Origin of the sequence: Acidovorax sp. LjRoot118, assembly GCF_964253575.1 — a bacterium.
Classification (GTDB): Bacteria; Pseudomonadota; Gammaproteobacteria; order Burkholderiales; family Burkholderiaceae_C; genus Acidovorax.
This window is the reverse complement of sequence record NZ_CAXURB020000001.1, coordinates 736241-758688: the sequence shown is the minus strand read 5'-3', so window position 1 is coordinate 758688 and position 22448 is coordinate 736241. Positions and strand designations below refer to the sequence as shown.

Below are 22448 nucleotides of genomic sequence, written 5' to 3'. Positions count from 1 at the left end.
CCGCCCAAAAGGCGGCGGGCTACAGCTTCAGGAGCACGGCACCCCAGGTGAATCCACCGCCCACGCCTTCCAGCAGCAGCGTTTCACCCTTCTTGACCTGCCCGCTGCGCACCGCATGGTCGAGCGCCAGGGGAATCGACGCTGCCGAGGTGTTGCCATGCTGGTCCACCGTGACCACCACCTTGTCCATCGACAGCTTGAGCTTGCGGGCCGTGCCCTGCATGATGCGGATGTTGGCCTGGTGGGGGATCAGCCAGTCCACATCGGCTTCGGTCATGCCCGCCTTGGCCAGCGCGGCATGGGCGGCCTTTTCCAGCACGCCCACGGCCAGCTTGAACACGGCCTGGCCGTCCATCTTGAGCACCGGGTCGCCCAGCACCTGGCCACCCGAGACATTGCCCGGCACGCACAGGATGCCGACATGCTTGCCATCGGCATGCAGGTCGCTCGACAGGATGCCGGGCGTCTCGGACGCCTCCAGCACCACGGCACCGGCACCATCACCGAACAGCACGCAGGTGGTCCGGTCCTTGAAGTCGAGGATGCGGCTGAAGACTTCGGCGCCAATCACCAGGGCACGGTTCGCCGCGCCGGTCTGGATCATCGAATCGGCTACGGCCAATGCATAGACGAAACCGCTGCACACGGCCTGCACATCGAACGCCGGGCAGCCATTGGCACCCAGCTTGTGCTGCAAGATGCAAGCGACCGAGGGAAACACCATGTCCGGCGTGGACGTGGCGACGATGATCAGGTCGATGTCCTGCGCTTGCAGGCCCGCAGCCTGCAAGGCATTGCGAGCTGCTTCGAGACCCAGGTCGCTGGCCGTCACATCAGAGGCGGCGAAATGCCGCGCCCGGATCCCCGTGCGCTCAACGATCCACTCGTCCGAGGTTTCGATGCCAGCGCGGGCCAACTCGGCCACGAGGTCGGCATTCGTGAGCCGGCGCGGTGGCAGATAGCTGCCAGTGCCGGTGATGCGGGAATAGCGTCTCATTAATGTGTCGTCGTCGCCGCAGCAGGCCTGGGCTGGGCATCGGCTGGGGCCAGGAGTGGCGCCGCGTGCGCAATCCGGGTCCGGACACGGTCGAGCAGGTTGTTGCGGGCTGCATCATACGCCCGGTTCAAGGCCTGCTCGAAGGCCATGGCATCGGCCGAGCCATGGCTCTTGAACACCAGTCCGCGCAGCCCCAAAAGTGCCGCGCCGTTGTAGCGCCGATAGTCCATGCGAATCATGAGCGCTTTTAGCACCGGATAGGCAACGATAGCGGCGGCTTTTGTGAAGATGTTGCGAGAAAACTCATTTTTGAGCCCTCCTATCACCATCGCAGCCACCCCTTCGCTGGCCTTGAGCGCCACGTTGCCGACAAAGCCGTCACAGACCACGATGTCCACCGTGCCCTTGAAGATGTCATTGCCCTCGACGTTGCCGTAGAAGTTGAGATCACCCGCCTCGGCAGCAGATCGCAACAGTTCACCCGCTTTTTTGATGACTTCGCTGCCTTTGATGATCTCTTCACCAATATTGAGCAGCCCGACCGTGGGCTCACCGCCATCATCGCGCAAGGCCGACACCAGGGCCGAACCCATCACCGCGAACTGCAGCAGATGCTCTGCCGAGCAGTCCACATTGGCACCCAGGTCGAGCACCGTGGTGGCGCGCCCCTGGTTATTGGGCAATTGGGTGGCAATGGCAGGCCGATCAATGCCGTCCAGGGTCTTGAGCAGATAGCGCGCAATGGCCATCAGGGCGCCGGTATTGCCAGCAGAAACCGCCGCCCCCGCAGTTCCATCCTTGACCTGCTGGATGGCCACGCGCATGGAAGAGTCTTTTTTGCGGCGCAGGGCCACCTCGACCGGATCGTCCATGGCCACCACCTCGGTGGCAGGGACGATGGTGGCGCGGTCATGGGAAAAATCCTTCAGGCTGTCCGCCAGGCCGACCAGCAGCAAGCGGGCATCCGGGTGATTGCCAAGGAACTGACGGCACGCCGCGAGCGTGACGCGGGGGCCGTGATCGCCCCCCATGCAGTCAACAGCCAGTGTGATCATGGGCGACTTGTCCGGCCAACTGCGCTGGCCGGAAGATGGATACAACGGTCAAAACAAAGGCCCGCGCTACAGAATCCGTAGCTACGGGCCTTTGAAGGGTACTGAAGATCAGGCTTCAGACTTGTTTTTGAGCACCTGGCGGCCGCGGTAGAAACCGTTGGGGCTGATGTGGTGGCGCAGGTGGGTTTCGCCGGTGGTGGGCTCCACTGCAATGCCTGGCACATTCAGGGCATTGTGCGAGCGGTGCATACCGCGCTTGGAAGGGGACTTTTTGTTTTGCTGAACGGCCATGATGGCTCCTGGTCTTAAATAGGTTGGTAAATACGCGATGAGCCCATAGAAGACACGAGGGATTCGCGCGAAGCCCTCGATTATATCCCAAATGGATTCAGTGTCCCTTGCGGTCTTTCTTGAGGCCTGCCAACGCTGCAAAAGGATTGGGCTTGTCGGCGCTTGCCGCCTCGAAGTCATCGTCCGTCGATGCCAGCGGCACAGCCGTCGGGCACTCGTCATGCTTGGGCACCACGGGCAGCGCCATGAGCAACTCGTCCTCGATCAACTCGTGCAGGTCGAACTCACGGGTCATTGCCAGCAAGTCCTCTTCACTCTCGTCGTCGAGGGCTTCGGCGGTAGCCTCGTCGGCCACGAAGCGAAACGCGCGGTCCACCTCCAGCGGCACATCCACCGGCGTGAGGCAGCGCTGGCACTCCATGGGAAAGGACGCACGCACCTTGAGCACCAGCCACACCTGGCCTGCGCCGCCAAGCGCCGTGCGCACCTCTCCCTGCGCCTGCCAGTCCACCAGCAGGTCGGGGTGCAGCCCCCGGGCCTCCTGGGCCAGGCGCTCATACTTCAAAAGGGAATCATGGCCGGCCAGGCGCGCGCCGGCCAAAGCAAACGCTTTGACGTCGAGCCGGTCCACTGAGAATTCCTTGGTCATGGCGGCAGTGTAAGAGAATCAGCGAATGCATCAATCCCCTGCCCTGCAACGCCCTGTGGTATTGGGCTCCACCTCGCGCTACCGCCGCGAACTGCTCTCGCGCCTGAACCTGCCTTTCGAGGTCGCCTCTCCCGATGTGGACGAAACCCCCAGCGCGGGCGAGGCCCCGCGCGATCTGGCTTTGCGCCTGGCTTTGGCCAAGGCCCGGGCCGTGGCACATCTTTATCCCGAGGCCGTGGTCATCGGCTCCGACCAGGTGGCCGACCTGGCCGGCCAGCCGCTGGGCAAGCCCGGCACCCACGAGCGCGCCGTTCAGCAGCTGCGCCAGATGCGCGGACAGACAGTCATCTTCCAGACCGCCGTGGCCACCGTGTGCCAGGCCAGCGGCTTCGAGCAGGTGGACATCGCCCCCGTGGAAGTGCGCTTTCGCGACCTGTCGGACGACGAAATCGAGCGCTACCTGCGCGCCGAGCAGCCCTACGACTGCGCCGGCAGCGCCAAGAGCGAAGGCCTGGGCATCGCCCTGCTCGACGCCATCCACAGCGACGACCCCACAGCCCTCATCGGCCTGCCGCTGATCCGCACCTGCCGCATGCTGCGCGCTGCCGGAGTGGTTCTGCCATGAGCACCCGCCCCGCCACCCCCACGGATGCGCCATCCGGCGCCGCCGCCAGCGGCACGCTGTACCTGGTACCCGCCCCCCTCGATTTCGGCTGCGACGTGGAAGCGCCGCTACAGGACGCCCTGCCCGCCGGCACCCTGCAGAAGGCCGCGCAGCTCACCCACTGGATCTGCGAGAACGCCAAGAGCACCCGCGCATACTTAAAGCGCATCGATGCCCTGCACCCACTGGCAACACCTCTGCAGCAGCAACAAATCACCGAGCTGCCACGCGAGGTGCACAAGAAAGGCGACCATGGCGACAAGGGCTCCGCCACGTTCGACGCCAAGCCCCTGCTGGCCCCGGCACTGGCTGGCCACGCCATGGGCCTGGTCAGCGAGGCCGGCATGCCGGCCGTGGCCGACCCGGGATCGTCCGTGGTGCGCGCCGCGCACGACCTGGGCATTCCCGTCGTGCCACTGGTCGGCCCCGTTTCGCTGCTACTGGCCCTGGCCGCAAGCGGCCTGAACGGCCAGAGCTTTGCCTTTGCCGGCTACCTGCCACAGGACGGGCAGGAACGCACGCAGCGCATCCGCGAGCTCGAATCCCTGGCCCTCAAGACCGGCCAGACCCAGCTGTTCATCGAGACGCCCTACCGCAACCCCGCGCTCTGGCAGGCCCTGGTGCAGACCCTTCAGCCCCACACCCGCCTGGCACTGGCCAGTGGCCTGACGCTGCCCAGCGCCCAGATCCGCAGCCAGCTCGTGCGCCAGTGGCGCGCCCAGCCCCTGGTACCCAGCAACCGCACACCCATCGTGTTTGCCCTGGGCCGCTGAGCCCGCTCCATGCCATGCAAAGCCTCTCAGCAGCCCTTCTGCTCCTTGCCCTGGGCACCTGTGCCACGGGCGCACACGCCATCGTCCGCTGCGAATTCAACGGCAAGAGCGTCAACCCGTCCAACGGCGCCGAGACCGCGGGACTGACCGGCTTGCTGCGCTGCCGCGACGAAAACACCGGCCAGTTGCAGCGCGAGCAGGAGCTCAAGGACGGCAAGTACCTGGGCCGGGAGCGCTTTTTCGACCGCGAGGGCAAGCTCACGCGCGAGCGCAGCGTAAACGAGCGCGGCAACAGCCAGGGCCGCGTGGCCGAGTTCTGGCCCAACGGACAGCTCAAGCGCGAGGAATTCGCCGAGAACGGCAGCACGGTCGGGGCCGTGCGCCGCTTCGATGCCAATGGCCGGCCCGAACGCCTTTCTTTCCATACGGGAGGGCAGGAGCAGTTCGTCATCGAATACAACGCCGCCGGCCAGCCCACGCGGCTGCAGTGCCCGCGCGCCAGCGTCCTGCCCGAAGACCGCAAGCCCTGCGGCTTCGAAGGCGCTGCGGACACCCCGCTGTATACCAGTGCTGGCACCAAGGCCGGCCAGGTGCGCTACGACCAGGGCCGGCTGCTGCTGTCCACAGAATGGACGAGCGATGGCGTGGTGGCGCAGCAGATGCTCTACGAGGAAGGGCGGCGCGTGCACCGCAGCTTTTTCACCGAAGGCGGCAAGAGCGTGCTGCGCGAAGAGCGCATCTTCACGCCAGATGAGCAGCGCTTCCTGCGCGACACGCGCGGCCCGCTGCACAGCCTGCGCCGTTTTGGCAGCACGGGCCAGCTGATCGAACAGCATGGCTATGCCGATGGGCGCGAAGTGCTGCTTGAGCGCTGGTACCTCAACGGGGCGGCACGCGAACGCTCGACGATGACCGGCATCGGGGAGTCCACCCGCATCCAGCGCGAACTGCGCGATGACGAGGGCCGGCTCACGCGCCGGGAACTGCTCACCGAACAGCAGCAGCGCACCGGCATTCAGCAGCAGTTCCACGCCAATGGCCGCGTGGCCCAGGAAGACCGATACACGGCACCGGACAACCGGGGCCGCACGCGGCTGGAAGCGCGCAAGCAATGGGACGAATCCGGCAAGCTGCTGGCCGACGACACCATCCTGGAAGACGGATCGCGCCAGCGCAAGGCTGGCGGACTGGATTCCTGATCAGCGCAGCTGCGGCCCGGCAGACATCATCGCCTTGGCGGCGCCGATGCCCATGGCCGCGCCGAAGCGCTTGGCCAGGCGCTCGGCTACGTTGTCACGGCGCGTGTAGTCGATGATCTCCTCGGCCTTGACCACCTCGCGCGCCACGTAGTCGAGGTTGCCGAGCTTGTCGGCCAGGCCCATCTCCACGGCCTGCTGGCCGGTCCAGAACAGGCCGCTGAAGGTTTCGGGCGTGACCTTGAGCCGGTCGCCCCGGCCAGCCTTCACCACGCCGATGAACTGCTGGTGGATCTGGTTGAGCATGGCCTGCGCGTATTCGCGCTGCTTCTCGGTCTGGGGGCTGAAGGGATCGAGGAACCCCTTGTTCTCGCCTGCCGTGAGCAGGCGGCGCTCGACACCGAGCTTTTCCATGATGCCGGTGAAGCCAAAGCCATCCATCAGCACGCCGATGCTGCCCACGATGCTGGCCTTGTCCACGAAGATTTCATCCGCCGCCGCAGCGATGTAATAGGCGGCCGAGGCACAGGTCTCCTCGACCACGGCATACACGGGCTTGTTGTACTTGGCCTTCAGGCGCACGATCTCGTCGTTGATGATGCCGGCCTGCACCGGGCTGCCGCCCGGCGAGTTGATCAGTAGCACCACGGCCTGAGAGCCTTCGTCCTCGAAGGCGCTGCGCATGGCGGCCACCACGAACTCGGCACTGGCCTCGGCACCCGAGGCGATCTCGCCCTTGATGTCCACCACCGCCGTGTGCGGCGTGCTCTTGCTCGCGCCGGTCGATGCCTGGCGCATGGCGCCCCAGGCCAGCGCAACGATCAGCAGCAACCAGGCAAAGCGGAAAAAGATCTTCCAGCGGCGGGCCGAGCGCTGCTCGCTGAGGGCCGCAAAGGCCAGCTTCTCCAGCGTGGCGCGCTCCCACCCAGGCTCCTGCACAGCCGCGCGGGCGCCGGACGGGGCGGCCGATTGCGACCACAGGTCCTGCGACGGGGGGAAATTCTTGTCGGAACCCGGGATTCCAGGCTGTTGGGGATCGGTCATTTCAGGCCTTTTGAGACACCATGCGGCCCTTGGCGGGCAGGCCGCCACAGGCAAATATGCAAAAAACAGGACGAGCCAGGGAACACCCCTAAAACTCGACGGGCTGGAGGTTGTATGCAGTATGCCAGTGCACTGCACCATCGGACTCCGACAGGGCTATCTTCACCAGCCCGCCCCGGCACGGCCCGCCCGCGCACTGGCCGGTGTCGGGCAGGTAGGCCGCTCCATGCGTGGCGCACAGCAGCCAGTTGCCGGAATCGTCGAAAAACCGGTCGGGCTGGTAGTCCATCTCCATCGCCACATGCGTGCAGCGGTTGAGGTAGGCATGCGGCGCCCCGCTGTAGCGAATGGCAAAGGCCCTGCAGGTCTGGCCCGCGTATTTCACATCAAAGGGCACCGCCAGCCCGCCATCCACCAGATCGGCGCTGTTGCACAAGGGAATGGAGGCAGGCTCGGCAGTGCTCATGGGAGGACAACGGCAGTGGCAGATGAAGAAAGTGACCGATGAAGAGGCTATCCGTTGGCCCGCAGCCAGTCGTGCAGCTCGCGCACCGAATGCGCCACGGCCAGCGGCTGCAGCACGTGGAAGGCGTCGGGCTCGTGCGCCCCATAGCTCACGCCCACGCTGGCACAGCCGGCGTTGAGCGCCATCTGCAGGTCGTGCGTGGTGTCGCCGATCATGAGCACGCGCTCGGGCAGCACGTCGAACTCAGCCATCAGCTCCTGCAGCATCAGCGGGTGGGGCTTGCCGGCCGTCTGGTCGGCCGTGCGCGAACCGTCGAACACGCCCTTGAGGTCCTTGGAATGCAGCACATCGTCCAGGCCGCGCCGGCTCTTGCCCGTGGCCACCGTGATCAGGTGCCCGGCATCGCGCAGGTCGGCCAGCATCGGCAGCACGCCCTCGAACAGGCTCAGGTCGTCCTGGTGTTGCACATAGTGAAAACGGTAGCGATTGGCCAGCTCCGGGTACTTTTCGGGCGGCACGTCGGGCGCGGCATGGGCCAGCGCCTGCATCAGGGCCATGCCGATCACGTACGAGGCCGCCTGGTCCGTGGGCACGGTGCCGCCCACGTCCTTCACGGCCGCCTGGATGCAGCGCACGATGATCTGCGTGGAGTCGAACAGGGTGCCATCCCAGTCAAAGGCAATCAGGTCGAAACGGCGGGGGCGGGACGTGGGACGCATGGGGCAAGGCACTCAGGCAGAGGGTACGAAATCGGCCAGCTCGGGCGGCAGTGGGGCGTTGAGCGCAACGCGCTCGCCACTGGCCGGGTGGTTGAACTGTAACCGCCACGCGTGCAGGAACATGCGCCGCATGCCCAGCTTCTGCAAGCGTTTGTTCAACTCGAAATCGCCGTACTTGTCGTCACCGACGATGGCGTGGCCCTGGCTCGCCAAGTGCACCCGGATCTGGTGCGTGCGCCCGGTCTTGATCGTCACCTCCAGCAGCGTCATGGCCGGCAGGCCCTGTTCCTGGCGCGCCGGCACGGCCTGGCGCACCTTGACCAGGGTGATCGAGCGCATGCCGTCAGGGTCGTCGGCCGTGGTCACGCGCACGCGGCGCTCGCCATCGGCCTGCAAATACTTGTGCAGTGGCAGGTCGATGACCTTGTTGCTGGCGGTCCACACCCCGGTGACCAGCGCCAGGTAGGTCTTGCCGGTTTCGCGCTCGCGGAACTGGTCCTGCAGGTGGGTGAGCGCCGAGCGCTTCTTGGCCACCAGCAAAATGCCCGAGGTGTCCCGGTCCAGCCGGTGCACCAGCTCCAGGAACTTCGCGGTGGGTCGCGCCTGGCGCAGCTGCTCGATCACGCCAAAGCTCACCCCGCTGCCGCCATGCACGGCCACACCCGCAGGCTTGTCGATTGCGATCACGTGCTCATCTTCGAGCAGGATGGGGAATTCGCGCGCGGGCGCAGGCCGCTCGGCCTTCTCGGCCACCTTCTCGGAGATGCGCACGGGCGGCAGGCGCACCAGATCGCCCGCTTCCACGCGGGTATCGGCGCTGGCGCGGCCCTTGTTGATGCGCACCTCGCCGCTGCGGATGATGCGGTAGACATGCGTCTTGGGCACGCCCTTGAGGTGGCGTATCAAAAAGTTATCGAGGCGCTGGCCTGCAGAGTCCTCATCGACCTCGACGAGCCGGGCGGCGGGCGGGTTGGAAGCCGGGGCGGGGCCGGACGGCGGTTTGCCCCCTATAATGTGTTTCACCTGCGCGTTGCTGTGTAAGTGGTTGATTTGTCTGGAGTTTAGTCCACGCGATCACAACACGGGCGCAGGCAGGTCGATGCCAGCGGGTGTCGCCCACGCAGATTGCAGGCCAGATGCCTGCAATGGCCTGGGTGCCAGCCGGCGGGCTGACAGATTGAAACACTGATACGGAATCCCCCAAGCTGGCAGATGCGCCCCACCAGGGCAGGGTCTGTCAGCGGATCGAAGCGAGCATGTGGTTGTTGATGGCTTGGATTGTGACCTTGTGGCGGTGGCGCATGCCCCTGGCCATGCGCGCGCAATTGCCTGCAACGACCGTCCGGCCAGCGCAACCAGCCACCTTGTTCGTGGCAAAACTGCGCCTCTCCCACTCGCCCCCTTCCATGCGCCCCTGCCTTTCGCTGCCGCGCTAACGCGCGGCAGGCTTTCGGCATCCCCGGCAATTCCCTTCGTTTCGATGCGTCAGTCCAGGCATTCACAGCTCCTGTAGAGCTTGTTCATTGTTTTGGAACTGCGGGTGGCAGCCCGCTGCAGCTGTGTTGGCTGCGCCGCTGCCCTCCGCGAAACACAAGAAGGAAACGCATCATGAAGCGGATGCTCATCAACGCCACGCAGCCCGAAGAGCGGCGCCTGGCCATCGTCGACGGACAAAAGCTCCTCGACTACGAGATCGAGATCGAAGGGCGCGAACAGCGCAAGGGCAACATCTACAAGGCCGTCGTCACACGCGTCGAGCCCTCGCTGGAAGCCTGCTTCGTCGACTACGGCGAAGACCGCCACGGCTTCCTGCCGTTCAAGGAAATCTCGCGCAGCTACTTCGCCCCGGGCGTCTCGCCCAGCCAGGCGCGCATCAATGAAGTGATCCGCGAAGGCCAGGAACTGCTGGTCCAGGTCGAAAAGGAAGAGCGCGGCAACAAGGGCGCGGCCCTGACCACCTTCGTCTCGCTGGCCGGCCGCTACGTGGTGCTGATGCCCAACAACCCCCGTGGCGGTGGCGTTTCGCGCCGCATCGAGGGCGAGGACCGCGCCGAGCTCAAGGAGGCGATGGACCAGCTGGAGTACCCCAATGGCATGTCCATCATCGCGCGCACCGCCGGCATCGGCCGCACCGCGCCCGAGCTGCAGTGGGACCTGAACTACCTGCTCAAGCTGTGGAACGCCATCGACGGCGCTGCCAAGGGTGGCAAGGGCGCCTTCCTGATCTACCAGGAATCGAGCCTCGTCATCCGCGCGATCCGCGATTACTTCAACAACGACATCGGTGACATCCTCATCGATACCGACGACATCTACGAACAGGCGCAGCAGTTCATGGCGCACGTCATGCCCGAGCATGCCGCCCGCGTGAAGCGCTACCGCGACGACGCCGCCCTGTTCAGCCGCTTCCAGATCGAGCACCAGATCGAATCGGCCTACGCCCGCACCGTGCAACTGCCCTCGGGCGGCGCCATCGTGATCGACCACACCGAAGCGCTGGTCAGCGTGGACGTGAACTCGGCCCGCGCCATCAAGGGCGGCGACATCGAGGAAACCGCCACGCGCACCAACCTGGAAGCCGCCGACGAAGTGGCCCGCCAGATGCGCCTGCGCGACCTGGGCGGCCTGATCGTGATCGACTTCATCGACATGGAGGAGAGCAAGAACCGCCGCGAAGTGGAAAACCGCCTGCGCGACGCGCTGCGCCAGGACCGCGCCCGCGTGCAGTTCGGCACCATCAGCAAGTTCGGCCTCATGGAAATGAGCCGCCAGCGCCTGAAGCCCGCGCTGTCCGAAGGCTCGTCCATCCCCTGCCCACGCTGCGGCGGCTCGGGCCACATCCGCGACACCGAATCCTCGGCGCTGCAGATCCTGCGCATCATCCAGGAAGAGTCGATGAAGGACAACACGGCCGCCGTGCACTGCCAGGTGCCGGTGGAAGTGGCTTCGTTCCTGCTGAACGAAAAGCGCACCGAAATCGCCAAGATCGAGCTCAAGCAACGCGTGGCCGTGCTGATGGTTCCCAACAAGACGCTGGAAACCCCCAACTACCGCCTGGAACGCCTGAAGCACGACGACCCGCGCCTGGACCACATCGAAGCCAGCTACAAGCTCGCCGAAGAAGTGGAAGACCCCACGGCCGTGACGCGCCGCTCGCAGGAGCCCACCAACAAGCAGACCCCGGTGATCAAGGGCGTGCTGCCCGACGCACCGGCACCGCAGGTCGAGCCCCGCCCCGAAGGCGCGGCCCGCCCACCGCGCGCCGGCCAGGGCCAGCGCCCTGCGGCCACGCCAGTTGCTGCGCCCACGCCCGCACCGGCACCCGCTGCGGCAGCGCCTGCTGCACCTCAGGAGCAAGGGATTCTTGCCTTCATCAAGGGCTTGTTCGGCTTTGGTGGCGCACCGGCGGCAGCGCCTGCACCGGTGGCGGCCCCTGCACCAGCAGCCGCACCCGCCGCGGAAACCACCGCCCGCGAACCCCGCCGTGATGGCCGCGGCGAAGGCCGTGGCGGACGCCGCAGCAACCGCGATGCGCCCGGCCGCAGCGATGGCCAGCGCGAAGGTGGCGGCCGTGAAGGCGGCAACCGCGATGGCGCCACAGAAGGACGTGGCCGCCGTGGCGAACGCCCGGCCGAAGGCCGTGCACCCCGCGACGCCGAAGTCCAGGGCAGCCGCCCACCGCGCGAAGGCGGCGAGCGCCGCCCCGAGGGTGAAGGCCGCGAGGGACGTGAAGGACGCGGCGGCCGCAACGGCCGTGGTGGCCGCAACGACAGCGAAGGCCGCAACCAGGCCAATGGCGCCGCCCTGAATGGCGAGCAGGCAGCGGCAGTCGCCGGTGCCCAGGTGGAAGGCCCGATCGGCAGTGGCGCCGACGCCGCCGCCGGCCAGGCACCGCGCAGTGAACGTGGCGAGCGCGGCCCCCGCCGCGAGCGCGGCGACGGCACCGGCCGCCGCGAACGTGGCGAGCGTGCGCCCCGCAACGCCGAGGGCACGGAAGCCGCTGCACCGGCAGGCGACTTTGCCGACACCTCGCCGCTGGCGCTGCTGCCTGATCTGGACCTGACGGGCAACGAGTCCGCAGCCGCAGGCACTGAAGAGCAGCGCCGTGAGCGCCGCTCGCGCGACCGCTATGGCCGTGACCGCCGTGAACGCGGTGAGCGCGGTCCACGCGATGGCGCCGAAGCTGCCGCAGCACCGGCAGCCCCCCTGCTGGACTTCGATACCTCGAATGTACCGGCCACAGCAACGGCCGAGCCCCAGGACGAGCCACCACGCCGCAGCTACTTCAGCGCAGCAGCCCCTGCTGCCGCCACCGAAGCCGCAGCGCCCGTGGCGGCACCTGTCGCGGCTCCAGTGCAAGAGAGCGCCCCGGCCCCTGTGGCCGTCGCTCCCGTCGCACCGGCCCCGGCTCCTGCTGCTGCACCGGTCGTGGCAGCCCCCGCACCGGTGGTACAGGCCCCCGCCCCCATAGCAGCACCTGTGGCAGCACCGGTAGCGGCCCCTGCACCTGCAGCCGCCGCCCCCGTGGCAGCGCCGGCCCCCGCAGCGGGTCTGCCCCGTGTGCAGGCGTTCACGCTGCCACTGGATGCGCTGCAGCAGGTCGCCGAATCGTCGGGCCTGCAGTGGGTGAACTCCGATGCCGCAAAGATCGCTGCCGTGCAGGCCGCCATCGCGGCAGAACCCAAGCCCATCCATGTGCCGCGCGAGCGTCCACCCGTGGTGGTGGCCGATGAGGGCCCGCTGGTGCTGGTGGAAACCCGCCGCGACCTCTCGGCGATGAAACTCCCCTTCGAGCAGCCTCCAGCGGCTTGATGCGGTGAGCGCGCAAGAAGGCGGCCTCGGCCGCCTTCTTGCTTTTTGGGCCCCGCCTTTGCGCTGGCGCACGGCCGATGCCGGTATCCTTGCGGCCACGACCTCGGTGTCTCACTTTCCTTCTGTTCGACCTCGACGAACCACCACGCCTCCATGCTGTTCCTGCTGTCTCCCGCCAAATCGCTGGACTATGAAACCCCGCTGCCGCCGGACATGCCGCACACGCTGCCGCAGTTCGTGGCCCAATCCACGGCCCTGATCAAGGTGCTGCGCGAGAAGTCGCACCAGGACATCGCCACACTGATGTCGCTGAGCGACCCGCTCGCGGCCCTGAATGTGGCGCGCTACCAGGCCTTCAGGCCGCGCTTCACCGCCGCCAACTCGCGCCAGGCCCTGCTGGCATTCAACGGCGACGTCTATGAAGGCCTGAATGCGCGCACGCTGGACAGCGAAGACCTGCAATGGGCGCAGGACCATGTGTGCATTCTGAGCGGCCTGTACGGCATGCTGCGCCCGCTGGACCGGATGCAGCCCTACCGCCTGGAAATGGGCACACGCCTGGCCACCGATGCCGGCAGCAACCTCTACCAGTTCTGGGGCAGCCGCATCGCGGAGCACCTGAACAAGCGCTTGCGGGCCGACACCACGCCGGTGGTGGTGAACCTCGCCTCGCAGGAGTATTTCAAGGTGGTGGACACCAAGGCCCTCAAGGCGCGCGTGGTCGAATGCGTGTTCGAGGACTGGAAGGGTGGCACCTACAAGATCATCAGCTTCCACGCCAAGCGCGCACGCGGGCTGATGGCGCGCTACGCCGTGACCCACCGCCTTGCGACCCCGCATGCCCTCCAGGGCTTTGACCTGGAGGGCTACACTTTTGCTCCCGCCGCCTCAGAACCGGAGCGCCTGGTGTTCCGGCGCAAGACCAACGAGTGAGATCTGCCATGGCATCGTCTTCCGAACAGTCGCCATCCACCGCAACCACCGCCGCAGCGGCACGCCAGGCCATCACGCCCGAATTGCGCCGCTGGATCATCGAGCAGGCCGAGGCCGGCTTTGCCGCACCCGTGGTGCTGCAGTCCATGCGCGATGCCGGCTGGAACGAGGACACAGCCGCCGAGGCGCTGGAAATCACGCTGCAGGACCACCTCAATGCCCTGGCCGAGCAGCAGGGCCAGCCGTCCGCCGTGAAGGTGCCCGAGCCCCTGATGGGTGAATCGCCCGCCCAGATCGATGCCGGCGACCGCATGGTGAGCATTCTGCTGGCCATGGCCAAGCCGCGCATCGTGGTCTTCGGCAACCTGCTCTCGCCGGAAGAGTGCGATGCCCTGATCGCCGCAGCCGAGCCGCGCATGGCGCGTTCGCTCACGGTGGCCACCAAGACCGGCGGCGAGGAAGTCAACGACGACCGCACCAGCGACGGCATGTTCTTCCAGCGCGGCGAAAATCCCGTGGTGCAGCGCATTGAGGAGCGCATCGCCCGCCTGCTGGACTGGCCGATCGAGAATGGCGAGGGCCTGCAGGTGCTGCACTACCGCCCCGGCGCCGAATACAAGCCGCACTACGACTACTTCGACCCGGGCGAGCCCGGTACCGCGACCATCCTCAAGCGCGGCGGCCAGCGCGTGGGCACCCTGGTGATGTACCTCAACACGCCCGAGAAAGGCGGCGGCACCACCTTCCCCGACGTGCATGTCGAAGTCGGCCCGCAGCGCGGCAATGCCGTGTTCTTCAGCTACGAGCGCGCAGCGCCCTCCACCCGCACCCTGCACGGCGGCGCGCCCGTGATCGCCGGCGAGAAGTGGATTGCCACCAAGTGGCTGCGCGAACGAGAATTCAAGTAACCAAAGGCCTGCCGCCAGTCCTGCGGGCACGCCGCAGGCTCGCCACCAAGGGATCCCTCCATGAACGACAACACCCCCGAACAATCCAAGTTGGGCAAGGCCTCGGCCTATGTGGACCAGTACGATGCCTCGCTGCTGTTCCCCATCCCGCGCGCGGGCAAGCGCGCCGAGATCGGCGTCACCACCGCACCGCCCTTTTTCGGCGCCGACCTGTGGACAGCGTTCGAGCTGTCGTGGCTCAACCAGCGCGGCAAGCCGCAGGTGGCCCTGGCGCACATCACCATCCCCTGCGAAACGCCGAACATCGTCGAGAGCAAGTCGTTCAAGCTCTACCTCAACAGCTTCAACAACACGCGCTTTGCTGATGCCTCCGAGGTGCAGGCACGCATCCGTGCCGACGTGAGCGAGGCCGTGTGGCGCGGAGCTGAACACCCGGCCACCGTGGGCGTGCGGCTGCTGCTGCCAGAACTGTTTGACCAGGAACCCGTGCACGAGCTCGACGGCCTGAGCCTGGACCGCCTGGACGTGGAGTGCACGCACTACCAGCCCGCACCCGAACTGCTGCACGCCGTGCACGACGAACCCGCCGTCACCGAGGTGCTCACCAGCAACCTGCTCAAGAGCAACTGCCTGGTGACCGGCCAGCCCGACTGGGGCAGCGTGCAGATCCGCTACACCGGCGCACCCATCGACCAGGAAGGCCTGCTGCAGTACCTGGTGAGCTTTCGCAACCACAACGAGTTCCACGAGCAGTGCGTGGAGCGCATCTTCATGGACCTGTGGACGCGCTGCAAGCCGCTCAAGCTCACGGTCTACGCGCGCTACACACGCCGCGGCGGCCTGGACATCAACCCGCTGCGCACCAGCCACCCGCAGGCCCTGCCGGGCAACGTACGCACGGCACGGCAGTGACTCCCCCTGAGTCGCTTCGCGCCTTCCCCCTCTCTCACATCGCTTCGCAATCTGGGAGGGGGACGCCCCCAGTGCGGCGGGGCGGCCCTTGCACGGGGGCACTGGCCTGAGTCGTGCCAGTTGCATACGCCGTGTGCGATAGCGCGATGGAACGCCGATACCAGCCTTGGCAGAGCGCCAGCGTCATTGCGTCGCCTTACAGTAGCCCCTATCCATTGCCGAGCCAATCGCATCGCAATCGGTGCAGGCGGTGCGCCCGTGCACGCCAGGCCACATAGAGGCTGGGCAACAGGGTTCCGGCAAAACACAGGGGCATGGCCCAGGCCTCGCCAAAGGCACAGGCGGGCAGCCAGCCCACCCAGCCCATGAGCCAGAGCGTGAGCACCAGATCCCACAGGTGGTATTCCAGCGGATGCTCCACCCGGTGTTCCACATGCCACTGCTTGATGCGCTGGAGCTCGTTGAGCGTCATGACCATCTCCCGCCAGAGGAATGATCAATGTAAGTTTGATGTAAGACTTCGTCAAGCCCCCCGCCCGTCGGCCCTCAGAACAGCGGTCGGGTGTGCGGGTCGGCCTCGCGCACCCGGGGGGCGCGTGGTTCGAGCGGGCCGTCGGGCACCTCGCCTACCCGCTCCAGCGTGCCCACGCGCACGCCCAGCAAACGCAGCTTCTGGTCCAGCGGCACCCGCTTGAGGCACAGGCCGGCCGTGCGGCGGATGGTGGCCGCATCCTGGGTGTAGCGGTCCAGCGTCTGGTCGCGCGTGGCGATCCGGAAGTCGTCGTAGCGCAGCTTGATGCCGATGGTCTTGCCCACATAGCCCTTGCGCTGCAGGTCTCCGGCCACGCGTTCGCACAGGTCGGTGAAGATGCGGCCGAGCTCGGCCTTGTCGCGCACGGCGTGCAGGTCGCGGTCGAAGGTGGTCTCGCGGCTCATGCTCACGGGCTCGCTCTCGGTCACCACGGGGCTGTCGTCGCGGCCCCAGGCCACGCGGTGCATCCAGGCGCCGCTCGACTTGCCGAAGCGCTCGATGAGCCACTGCGGCTCCTGCGCGGCCAGTTGGCCGATGGTCGTTATGCCCAGCGCCGCGAGCTTCTCGCCGGCCTTGGGACCGATGCCGTTGATCTTGCGCACGTTGAGCGGCCAGATCTTCGTTTCAAGCTCGTTCTCGTAGACGATGGAGATGCCATTGGGCTTGTTGAACTCGCTGGCCATCTTGGCCAGCAGCCGGTTGGGTGCCACCCCGATGGAGCAGGTCAGGCCCGTCACGTCGAAGATGCTCTTCTGGATCAGCCGCGCAAGCACCCTGCCGCCCTCGCGCTGGCCGCCCGGCACGTCGGTGAAGTCGATGTACACCTCGTCCACGCCCCGGTCCTGCATCACGGGCGCGATGTCCGTGATGGTGCTCTTGAACAGGCGCGAGAAGCGGCGCACCTCGTCGAAATCGACGGGCAGCACGATGGCCTGGGGGCAGAGTTTGGCCGCCTTCATCATGCCCATGGCCGAGCCCACGCCGAACTGCCGCGCCGCGTAGGTCGCCGTGGTGATGACGCCGCGGCCCACATAGTCCTTGAGCAGGGGAAAGTCGTCCACCGGGATGAAATGCGGCTCGCGCAGGCCTTCGCCGTCGGGCGTCTGGTGCAGCAGTTCGTCCACCTTGCGACGCCCGCCGCCGATCACCACGGCTAGGCCCTTGAGCTGCGGGTAGCGCAGCAGCTCCACGGAGGCGAAGAAGGCATCCATGTCCAGGTGCGCGATGCGGCGCAGGCGCGGCGCGGAAGGTTCGTCGGGCGGTAGGGAGGTCACGGCCTCCATTGTGCGCAAAAGGGCCGCCACCCTGCTGTCAGCCGCCCAGCCGACAACAGGGTTGGGGCAGCGGAATTACTTCTTGGCGAGTGCCGCGTTGCGCATCCCCTGCAGCGTGCCCGTGGGCGTGATGGCCTCGGGATCGATCAGGCAGTGCAGCACGCTGGGCAGGCCGCTGGCGCGCGCACGGGCCAGGGCCGGGGCGAATTCCTCGGTGGTCGTGACACGCTCGCCATGGCCACCGAAGGCGACGGCGTAGGCCTTGAAGTCAGGGTTCTTGAGCGCGGTGGCGCTCACGCGGCCCGGGTACTCGCGCTCCTGGTGCATGCGGATGGTGCCGTACATGGCATTGTCCAGCAGCACCACGATGATCGGCAGACCATACTGCACGGCGGTGGCGAACTCCTGGCCGTGCATCAGGAAGTCGCCGTCGCCAGCGAAGATCACCACCTCGCGCTGCGGCCACAGGCGCTTGCCGCCCACCCCGGCCGGCAGGCCATAGCCCATGGACCCGCTGGTGGGCGCCAGCTGGCTGGCAAAGGTGGTGAAGGGCCAGAAGCGGTGGATCCAGGTCGCGAAGTTGCCTGCGCCGTTGCAGAAGATGGTGTCGGCTGGCAGCACCTCCTTGAGGTGCTGCATCACCTGGCCCATCTGCAGGTCGCCGGGGATGCGGATGGGGGTGGTATCGCTCCAGGCAAGGTACTCGGCATGGGCGGCCTCGGCATGGACCTGCCAGGGCACGGCGGCCGTGGGGCGTACCGTGGCCAGCGCCGCAGTGAAGGCCTGGGGCGTGGCATGGATCGGTTGCGCGGGACGGTAGAGCCGGCCCAGTTCATCGGCGTCGGCATGCACGTGCACGATGGGCTGCACGGGGTTGGGAATGGCGAACAACTCATAGCCCTGGGAGGGCACTTCGGACAGGCGCCCGCCGACCACCAGCACCAAGTCCGACGCGCGGATGCGCGCCAGCAGCTTGGGGTTCACCCCCAGGCCCAGGTCGCCGCCGTAGCAGGCGTGGTTGGCCGGAAACAGCATCTGCCGGCGGAACGAGCAGTACACGGGCAGCGACCAGGCCTCGGCAAAGGCTGTGAACTCGCGCACGGCCTGCTCGGACCAGCGGCTGCCGCCCAGAATGGCCACGGGCTGCTTGGCCTTGCCCAGGCGCTCGGCCAGCTCGGCCATCTGCGTGGCGCCGGGGTGGGTTTCGGCCACCTGGTAGGGCAGCGCATCGGCCACCACCGCTGCCTCGGTCAACATGTCTTCGGGCAGAGCCACCACCACGGGACCGGGCCGGCCCGAGGTGGCAACGTGGAAGGCGCGCGAAATGAGTTCGGGCACGCGCGCCGGGTCGTCGATCTGCACCACCCACTTGGCCATGGTGCCAAAGACGGCGCTGTAGTCCAGCTCCTGGAAGGCCTCGCGCCCCAGCGCCCCCCGCGCCACCTGGCCCACGAACAGAATCAACGGCGTGGAGTCCTGGTGCGCGATGTGCACGCCAGCCGAGGCATTGGTGGCCCCCGGCCCCCGCGTGACGAAGCAGATGCCGGGCTGGCCCGTGAGCTTGCCCTGGGCCTCGGCCATCATGGCCGCGCCCCCCTCCTGGCGGCAGACGGTGACGGCGATGTCGGCGTCGTGCAGCGCATCCAGCACGGCCAGGTAGCTTTCACCGGGCACGCAGAAGAGTTGCTTCACGCCATGGGTGATGAGCTGCTGGACCAGGATCTGGCCGCCCGTGCGGCTGGCGGCGGTGCTGGAGGTGGAGGGCGTGGTCATGTCAGGGTTCCGGAACGAGAGAAACAAACAAAAAAGAAATCGGCAAACCGTCAGCGCAGCGCATCGCACGCACGGCGGATGCGCGCGCAGGCTTCCTGCAGGTCGGCCATGGACGCAGCGTACGAGATCCGGAAGTACGGCGCCAGTCCCAGCACGCTGCCAGGGACCACCGCCACGTGGAACTCGCGCAGCAGGTAGTCGCAAAAATCCGCATCGGTGCGCAGCGTGGCGCCGCCCGGCGTGGTGCGGCCCAGCACGCCTTCGCAGCTGGCGAAGGTGTAGAACGCGCCTTCGGGCACGCGGCAGCGCAGCCCGGGCGAAGCGTTGAGCGCGGCCACCACCAAGTCGCGCCGCGCCTGGAACTCGCGGCAGCGCTCGGCCACGATGTCCTGCGGCCCGGTCAGGGCCGCCACGGCCGCTGCCTGGCTGATGGACGAGGCGCACGAGGTGGCCTGGCTCTGCACCACGGCCATGGCCGCAATCAGTGCACGCGGGCCCGCGCCGTAGCCGATGCGCCAGCCCGTCATGGCATACGACTTGGAAACGCCGTTCACGGTGAGCGTGCGCTCGCGCAGCGCGGGCATCACCACCGCCGGCGTGGCAAACGCATGGCCATCGTAAAGGATGTGCTCATAGATGTCGTCCGCCAGCACCCAGACCTGCGGGTGGCGCAGCACCACCTCCAGGATGGGCCGCAGTTGCTCGGCGCTGTAGGCCGTGCCGCTGGGGTTGGAGGGAGAGTTGATGAACACCCATCGGGTGCGCGGCGTGATCGCTGCTTCGAGCTGTTCGGCCGTGATGCGAAAGCCATTGGCCTCGCTGCACGGCACCACCACGGGCACGCCACCCGCGATCAGCACCATGTCGGCGTACGACGTCCAGTAGGGTGCGGCCAGGATCACCTCATCGCCGGGGTTCAGGCTAGCCATCAGCGCGTTGTAGATGACCTGCTTGGCACCCGCGCCCACGGTGATCTCGTTGGCGGCGAACTCCAGGGCGTTGTCGCGGCGGAACTTGAGCGCTATGGCCGCCTTGAGTGCGGGCGTGCCGTCCAGCACCGTGTAGTGCGTGTCGCCCCGCGCCATGGCCTGCTGCGCGGCCTCCTGGATGTGGATCGGCGTATCGAAGTCCGGCTCGCCCAGGCCCAGCACGATCACGGGCTGGCCCTGGCGCTTGAGCTCGTTGGCGGCCTGGGTGATGCGCACGATGTCCGACACGCCGATGGCGCTGATGCGGTCGGCCGCGCGAAAGGCCGTGGCGGGGATGGCGGCGTTCATTGCTGGTAGGACTCCAGGGGCTTGTCGTTGGGGGCGGCGAACAGCTGGCGCAGCGTGGTGCCCAGCGGCAGGTTCAGGGCCACGTTCTTGGGCGGGATGGGGTTCATGAACCACCTGGTGTAGATCTTTTCCATCTCACCGCTCTGCATGAGCCGGGTGAGCACACCGTCCACGGCGGCCTTGAAGCTGGGGTCATCCTTGCGGAACAGCAGCGCAATCGGCTCGGCGCCCAGCGGTTCGCCCACGATGCGGTAGGCCGATGGGTCCTTGGCGTTGGCGATCATCCCGGCCAGCAGGTTGTCGTCGAGCACAAAGGCATCGGCGCGGCCGGATTCGAGCAACAGGAAACTTTCGTGGTGGTCCTTGCCCAGCACGGTCTTGACCGGCGCGCCGCCCAAGGCGCGTTCCTGCTTGCGCAGCAACTGCACGGCCGTGGTACCGGTGGACGCGGCAATGGTGCGGCCCGCGAGCTGGCTGACGGACTTGAGGTCCGAGTCCTTGCGCACCGCCATGCGCACTTCGCTCACATAGGTGGTCACCGCAAAGGCCACCTGCTGCTGGCGCGCGGTGTTGTTGGTGGTCGGGCCGCAGCCGATGTCGAGCGTGCCGTTCTGCACCAGCGGCAGCGTGTTCTGAGCCGTCACGGCCATGTACTCGAGCTTGGCGTCGGGCACGATCTCCTTGAGCACGCGCTCGCACAGCTCGACGTGGTAGCCCACGTATTTCTCGTTGGCGCCCAGCGCATAGGCCATGGGGGGCGAGGTCTCGCGCACCCCGAGCACGACCTTGCCGCTGGCCTTGATTTTCTCGAGCGTGGTCTGGGCGCTGGCACCTGCGGCGCACAGCAGTGCGGCCAGGGCCACGGCCATCATTTTGCGGTTGGGGGAAAAAGCCATGTCGTTGTCTCCGGTGGTTGTTGTGGATGGCGTTGGGAAAGCGATGGGGCGCGCCACGCGAACGCGGCGTTCCCCAGGTTCAGATGACGTTCTTCTCCAGCAGCGGCCGCTTCTCGGCAATGCGCGTGATGGACAGGGGCGACAGGTCCAGGCTCTGGTAGCGCCCCGTGAGCAACAGCTCGGCCACGCCCCGCCCCACGGCAGGGCACTGCTGCAGGCCGTGGCCCGAAAAGCCGTTGGCGAACACCATGTTGTCGCAGGCAGGGGAGAGGCCTACGATGGCGTTGTGGTCGAAGGTGTTCATCTCGTAGTAGCCGGCCCAGGCGCCCTGCATGCGCAGTGCCCCGAAGCCCGGGATGCGTTCTGCCAGCGTGGGCCAGACATGCTCTTCGAAGGCGTGGTATTCGGGCTCCAGCGGGGCGAAGTCTTCATCCTGGTCGGCGGGCGGCGCAAACCCGGCGATGAAGCCCTGGCCCTCGGGCCGCAGCCAGATGCCGCTGGTGTCGATGAGCAGCGGGCAGCGTGGCAGTGGGGCCGGACTGGAGAGATGGAACACGGTGCGGCGCTTGCCCACCACCGGCAAGGCAATGCCTGCCCAGCCTGCGATGGCGGCAGCCCAGGGCCCACCGGCGTTCACGGCATGGCTGCAGGGCAGCGCGGCGCCGCCTTTCAGCTGCACGGCGGCCACATGCTGCACGCCATCACTGGCAGACATGTCAAAGCCCACGGCATCGTCGGCCACATAGCGCACGCCCTGGCTCTGCGCCTTCTTGCGCAGGGCGGTGAGCAGCAGGTAGCCATCGAACCAGCCCTCGCCCGACAGGCCGAGCGAGCCCAGAGCCACGTCCTGCAGTGCCAGCCAGGGAAAGCGCTCGGACAACTGTGCCGTGTCGAGCAGCGCCACGTCGGCGCCATGGCGCAATTGCAGCCCATGGTTGTCGCGCAGCGTGGCCTCGCCAGCCGCTGTGGCCAGATAGAGGTAGCCGCCCTCGTGCAGGCCGATGCCGGGCACGTCGCCATTGCATGCCAGCAGCGTGCCGACGTCGCGCAGAAAACCGATGCCGTAGGCCGAGATCTGTACGTTGGTGTCGGTGGAGAACTGCTGGCGGATGGAACTGGCCGACAGGGCCGAGGAAGCCCGCGCGTAGGTCGGGTCGCGTTCCACCACCACGACCTCACAGCCCGGCTGCTGGCGCGTCAGTTCGTAGGCGATGGCGCTGCCGATGACGCCGCCGCCGATGATCACGATGGGCATGCCCGTGGTGCTCCCGAACGTT

The 22448-nt window shown here is 67.1% G+C and carries 21 protein-coding genes; 7 read left to right on the top strand and 14 right to left on the bottom strand.

Translation table 11 applies throughout. The annotated features are described in order from the left end of the window. Positions 1–19 precede the first annotated feature (19 nt). The 4 genes from ACSQ9E_RS03595 to ACSQ9E_RS03580 all read right to left on the bottom strand — a co-directional run bounded on the left by ACSQ9E_RS03595 (position 20) and on the right by ACSQ9E_RS03580 (position 2992). Entirely contained in the window at positions 20–997 is a 978-nt protein-coding gene (locus ACSQ9E_RS03595; RefSeq protein ID WP_057202097.1) for a beta-ketoacyl-ACP synthase III, read from the bottom strand. Continuing rightward, the gene (gene plsX / locus ACSQ9E_RS03590) at positions 997–2052 is read right to left on the bottom strand and encodes a phosphate acyltransferase PlsX (protein WP_057202096.1); all 1056 of its coding nucleotides are present in this window, start codon (positions 2050–2052) and stop codon (positions 997–999) included. Before plsX ends, ACSQ9E_RS03595 begins: the two co-directional genes overlap by 1 nt. A gap of 108 nt (positions 2053–2160) precedes the next feature. Next, entirely contained in the window at positions 2161–2343 is a 183-nt protein-coding gene (gene rpmF / locus ACSQ9E_RS03585; protein WP_005794249.1) for a 50S ribosomal protein L32, read from the bottom strand. Positions 2344–2440: 97 nt separating this feature from the next. Next, complete coding sequence (locus tag ACSQ9E_RS03580) at positions 2441–2992, bottom strand: YceD family protein (RefSeq protein WP_057268438.1); 552 nt, start codon at positions 2990–2992, stop codon at positions 2441–2443. 25 nt (positions 2993–3017) lie between these two features. Here ACSQ9E_RS03580 and ACSQ9E_RS03575 point away from each other — a divergent pair, with 25 nt between their 5' ends. Genes ACSQ9E_RS03575 through ACSQ9E_RS03565 form a run of 3 tightly spaced genes read left to right on the top strand, consistent with a single transcriptional unit; the run spans position 3018 to position 5628 of the window. Beyond that, positions 3018–3617 carry a Maf family nucleotide pyrophosphatase gene (locus ACSQ9E_RS03575; RefSeq protein ID WP_057202094.1) on the top strand — a complete coding sequence of 200 codons (600 nt, stop codon included), beginning with the start codon at positions 3018–3020 and terminating at the stop codon, positions 3615–3617. Further along, entirely contained in the window at positions 3614–4429 is an 816-nt protein-coding gene (locus ACSQ9E_RS03570) for an SAM-dependent methyltransferase (protein WP_436216935.1), read from the top strand. Before ACSQ9E_RS03575 ends, ACSQ9E_RS03570 begins: the two co-directional genes overlap by 4 nt. 14 nt (positions 4430–4443) lie before the next feature. Continuing rightward, positions 4444–5628 carry a toxin-antitoxin system YwqK family antitoxin gene (locus ACSQ9E_RS03565; protein WP_436216934.1) on the top strand — a complete coding sequence of 395 codons (1185 nt, stop codon included), beginning with the start codon at positions 4444–4446 and terminating at the stop codon, positions 5626–5628. On the opposite strand, the gene ACSQ9E_RS03560 is transcribed toward ACSQ9E_RS03565, so the two are convergent. The 4 genes from ACSQ9E_RS03560 to ACSQ9E_RS03545 all read right to left on the bottom strand — a co-directional run bounded on the left by ACSQ9E_RS03560 (position 5629) and on the right by ACSQ9E_RS03545 (position 8877). Then, the gene (locus ACSQ9E_RS03560) at positions 5629–6669 is read right to left on the bottom strand and encodes a S49 family peptidase (protein WP_057202092.1); all 1041 of its coding nucleotides are present in this window, start codon (positions 6667–6669) and stop codon (positions 5629–5631) included. Positions 6670–6757: 88 nt separating this feature from the next. Further along, positions 6758–7135 carry a Rieske (2Fe-2S) protein gene (locus ACSQ9E_RS03555; protein ID WP_057202091.1) on the bottom strand — a complete coding sequence of 126 codons (378 nt, stop codon included), beginning with the start codon at positions 7133–7135 and terminating at the stop codon, positions 6758–6760. A 47-nt stretch (positions 7136–7182) separates the two neighbouring features. Then, entirely contained in the window at positions 7183–7854 is a 672-nt protein-coding gene (locus ACSQ9E_RS03550) for an HAD family hydrolase (protein WP_057202090.1), read from the bottom strand. A gap of 12 nt (positions 7855–7866) precedes the next feature. Next, positions 7867–8877, bottom strand: a complete 1011-nt coding sequence (locus tag ACSQ9E_RS03545) for an RluA family pseudouridine synthase (RefSeq protein ID WP_057202089.1) — start codon at positions 8875–8877, stop codon at positions 7867–7869. 585 nt (positions 8878–9462) lie between these two features. Between ACSQ9E_RS03545 and ACSQ9E_RS03540 the strand changes: the two genes are divergently transcribed. The 4 genes from ACSQ9E_RS03540 (at position 9463) to queF (ending at position 15419) form a co-directional block, all read left to right on the top strand. Continuing rightward, the gene (locus tag ACSQ9E_RS03540) at positions 9463–12666 is read left to right on the top strand and encodes an Rne/Rng family ribonuclease (protein ID WP_057202088.1); all 3204 of its coding nucleotides are present in this window, start codon (positions 9463–9465) and stop codon (positions 12664–12666) included. 153 nt (positions 12667–12819) lie between these two features. Further along, entirely contained in the window at positions 12820–13599 is a 780-nt protein-coding gene (gene yaaA / locus ACSQ9E_RS03535; RefSeq protein ID WP_057202087.1) for a peroxide stress protein YaaA, read from the top strand. A gap of 8 nt (positions 13600–13607) precedes the next feature. Beyond that, the gene (locus ACSQ9E_RS03530) at positions 13608–14507 is read left to right on the top strand and encodes a 2OG-Fe(II) oxygenase (RefSeq protein ID WP_057202086.1); all 900 of its coding nucleotides are present in this window, start codon (positions 13608–13610) and stop codon (positions 14505–14507) included. 60 nt (positions 14508–14567) lie between these two features. Beyond that, complete coding sequence (gene queF / locus ACSQ9E_RS03525) at positions 14568–15419, top strand: NADPH-dependent 7-cyano-7-deazaguanine reductase QueF (protein ID WP_436216933.1); 852 nt, start codon at positions 14568–14570, stop codon at positions 15417–15419. Between the two features lie 208 nt (positions 15420–15627). Here the strand turns inward: queF and ACSQ9E_RS03520 are convergent, their stop codons facing one another. The 6 genes from ACSQ9E_RS03520 to ACSQ9E_RS03495 form a co-directional block, all read right to left on the bottom strand. Continuing rightward, positions 15628–15891 (bottom strand): hypothetical protein, encoded by a 264-nt coding sequence (locus ACSQ9E_RS03520; protein WP_436216932.1) that lies wholly within the window; start codon positions 15889–15891, stop codon positions 15628–15630. Positions 15892–15965: 74 nt separating this feature from the next. Beyond that, on the bottom strand, positions 15966–17234 hold the full coding sequence (locus tag ACSQ9E_RS03515) for a Y-family DNA polymerase (protein ID WP_436216931.1): 1269 nt from the start codon (positions 17232–17234) through the stop codon (positions 15966–15968). 66 nt (positions 17235–17300) lie between these two features. Then, entirely contained in the window at positions 17301–18998 is a 1698-nt protein-coding gene (locus ACSQ9E_RS03510) for a thiamine pyrophosphate-binding protein (protein ID WP_436216930.1), read from the bottom strand. Positions 18999–19048: 50 nt separating this feature from the next. Beyond that, positions 19049–20275, bottom strand: coding sequence for a pyridoxal phosphate-dependent aminotransferase (locus tag ACSQ9E_RS03505; RefSeq protein ID WP_057202082.1), 1227 nt, complete (start codon positions 20273–20275; stop codon positions 19049–19051). Beyond that, a complete protein-coding gene (locus ACSQ9E_RS03500; RefSeq protein ID WP_436216929.1) occupies positions 20272–21171 on the bottom strand; it encodes an amino acid ABC transporter substrate-binding protein in 900 nt (299 codons plus the stop codon). Before ACSQ9E_RS03500 ends, ACSQ9E_RS03505 begins: the two co-directional genes overlap by 4 nt. Before the next feature lie 79 nt (positions 21172–21250). Next, positions 21251–22426 carry an NAD(P)/FAD-dependent oxidoreductase gene (locus ACSQ9E_RS03495; RefSeq protein ID WP_436216928.1) on the bottom strand — a complete coding sequence of 392 codons (1176 nt, stop codon included), beginning with the start codon at positions 22424–22426 and terminating at the stop codon, positions 21251–21253. Positions 22427–22448 lie beyond the last annotated feature (22 nt).

Coding starts and splice junctions, on each gene's coding strand:
- ACSQ9E_RS03595 (WP_057202097.1), bottom strand. CDS start 997: ATGAGACGCTATTCCCGCATCACCGGCACTGGCAGCTATCTGCCACCG.
- plsX (WP_057202096.1), bottom strand. CDS start 2,052: ATGATCACACTGGCTGTTGACTGCATGGGGGGCGATCACGGCCCCCGC.
- rpmF (WP_005794249.1), bottom strand. CDS start 2,343: ATGGCCGTTCAGCAAAACAAAAAGTCCCCTTCCAAGCGCGGTATGCAC.
- ACSQ9E_RS03580 (WP_057268438.1), bottom strand. CDS start 2,992: ATGACCAAGGAATTCTCAGTGGACCGGCTCGACGTCAAAGCGTTTGCT.
- ACSQ9E_RS03575 (WP_057202094.1), top strand. CDS start 3,018: ATGCATCAATCCCCTGCCCTGCAACGCCCTGTGGTATTGGGCTCCACC.
- ACSQ9E_RS03570 (WP_436216935.1), top strand. CDS start 3,614: ATGAGCACCCGCCCCGCCACCCCCACGGATGCGCCATCCGGCGCCGCC.
- ACSQ9E_RS03565 (WP_436216934.1), top strand. CDS start 4,444: ATGCAAAGCCTCTCAGCAGCCCTTCTGCTCCTTGCCCTGGGCACCTGT.
- ACSQ9E_RS03560 (WP_057202092.1), bottom strand. CDS start 6,669: ATGACCGATCCCCAACAGCCTGGAATCCCGGGTTCCGACAAGAATTTC.
- ACSQ9E_RS03555 (WP_057202091.1), bottom strand. CDS start 7,135: ATGAGCACTGCCGAGCCTGCCTCCATTCCCTTGTGCAACAGCGCCGAT.
- ACSQ9E_RS03550 (WP_057202090.1), bottom strand. CDS start 7,854: ATGCGTCCCACGTCCCGCCCCCGCCGTTTCGACCTGATTGCCTTTGAC.
- ACSQ9E_RS03540 (WP_057202088.1), top strand. CDS start 9,463: ATGAAGCGGATGCTCATCAACGCCACGCAGCCCGAAGAGCGGCGCCTG.
- yaaA (WP_057202087.1), top strand. CDS start 12,820: ATGCTGTTCCTGCTGTCTCCCGCCAAATCGCTGGACTATGAAACCCCG.
- ACSQ9E_RS03530 (WP_057202086.1), top strand. CDS start 13,608: ATGGCATCGTCTTCCGAACAGTCGCCATCCACCGCAACCACCGCCGCA.
- queF (WP_436216933.1), top strand. CDS start 14,568: ATGAACGACAACACCCCCGAACAATCCAAGTTGGGCAAGGCCTCGGCC.
- ACSQ9E_RS03520 (WP_436216932.1), bottom strand. CDS start 15,891: ATGACGCTCAACGAGCTCCAGCGCATCAAGCAGTGGCATGTGGAACAC.
- ACSQ9E_RS03515 (WP_436216931.1), bottom strand. CDS start 17,234: ATGGAGGCCGTGACCTCCCTACCGCCCGACGAACCTTCCGCGCCGCGC.
- ACSQ9E_RS03510 (WP_436216930.1), bottom strand. CDS start 18,998: ATGACCACGCCCTCCACCTCCAGCACCGCCGCCAGCCGCACGGGCGGC.
- ACSQ9E_RS03505 (WP_057202082.1), bottom strand. CDS start 20,275: ATGAACGCCGCCATCCCCGCCACGGCCTTTCGCGCGGCCGACCGCATC.
- ACSQ9E_RS03500 (WP_436216929.1), bottom strand. CDS start 21,171: ATGGCTTTTTCCCCCAACCGCAAAATGATGGCCGTGGCCCTGGCCGCA.
- ACSQ9E_RS03495 (WP_436216928.1), bottom strand. CDS start 22,426: ATGCCCATCGTGATCATCGGCGGCGGCGTCATCGGCAGCGCCATCGCC.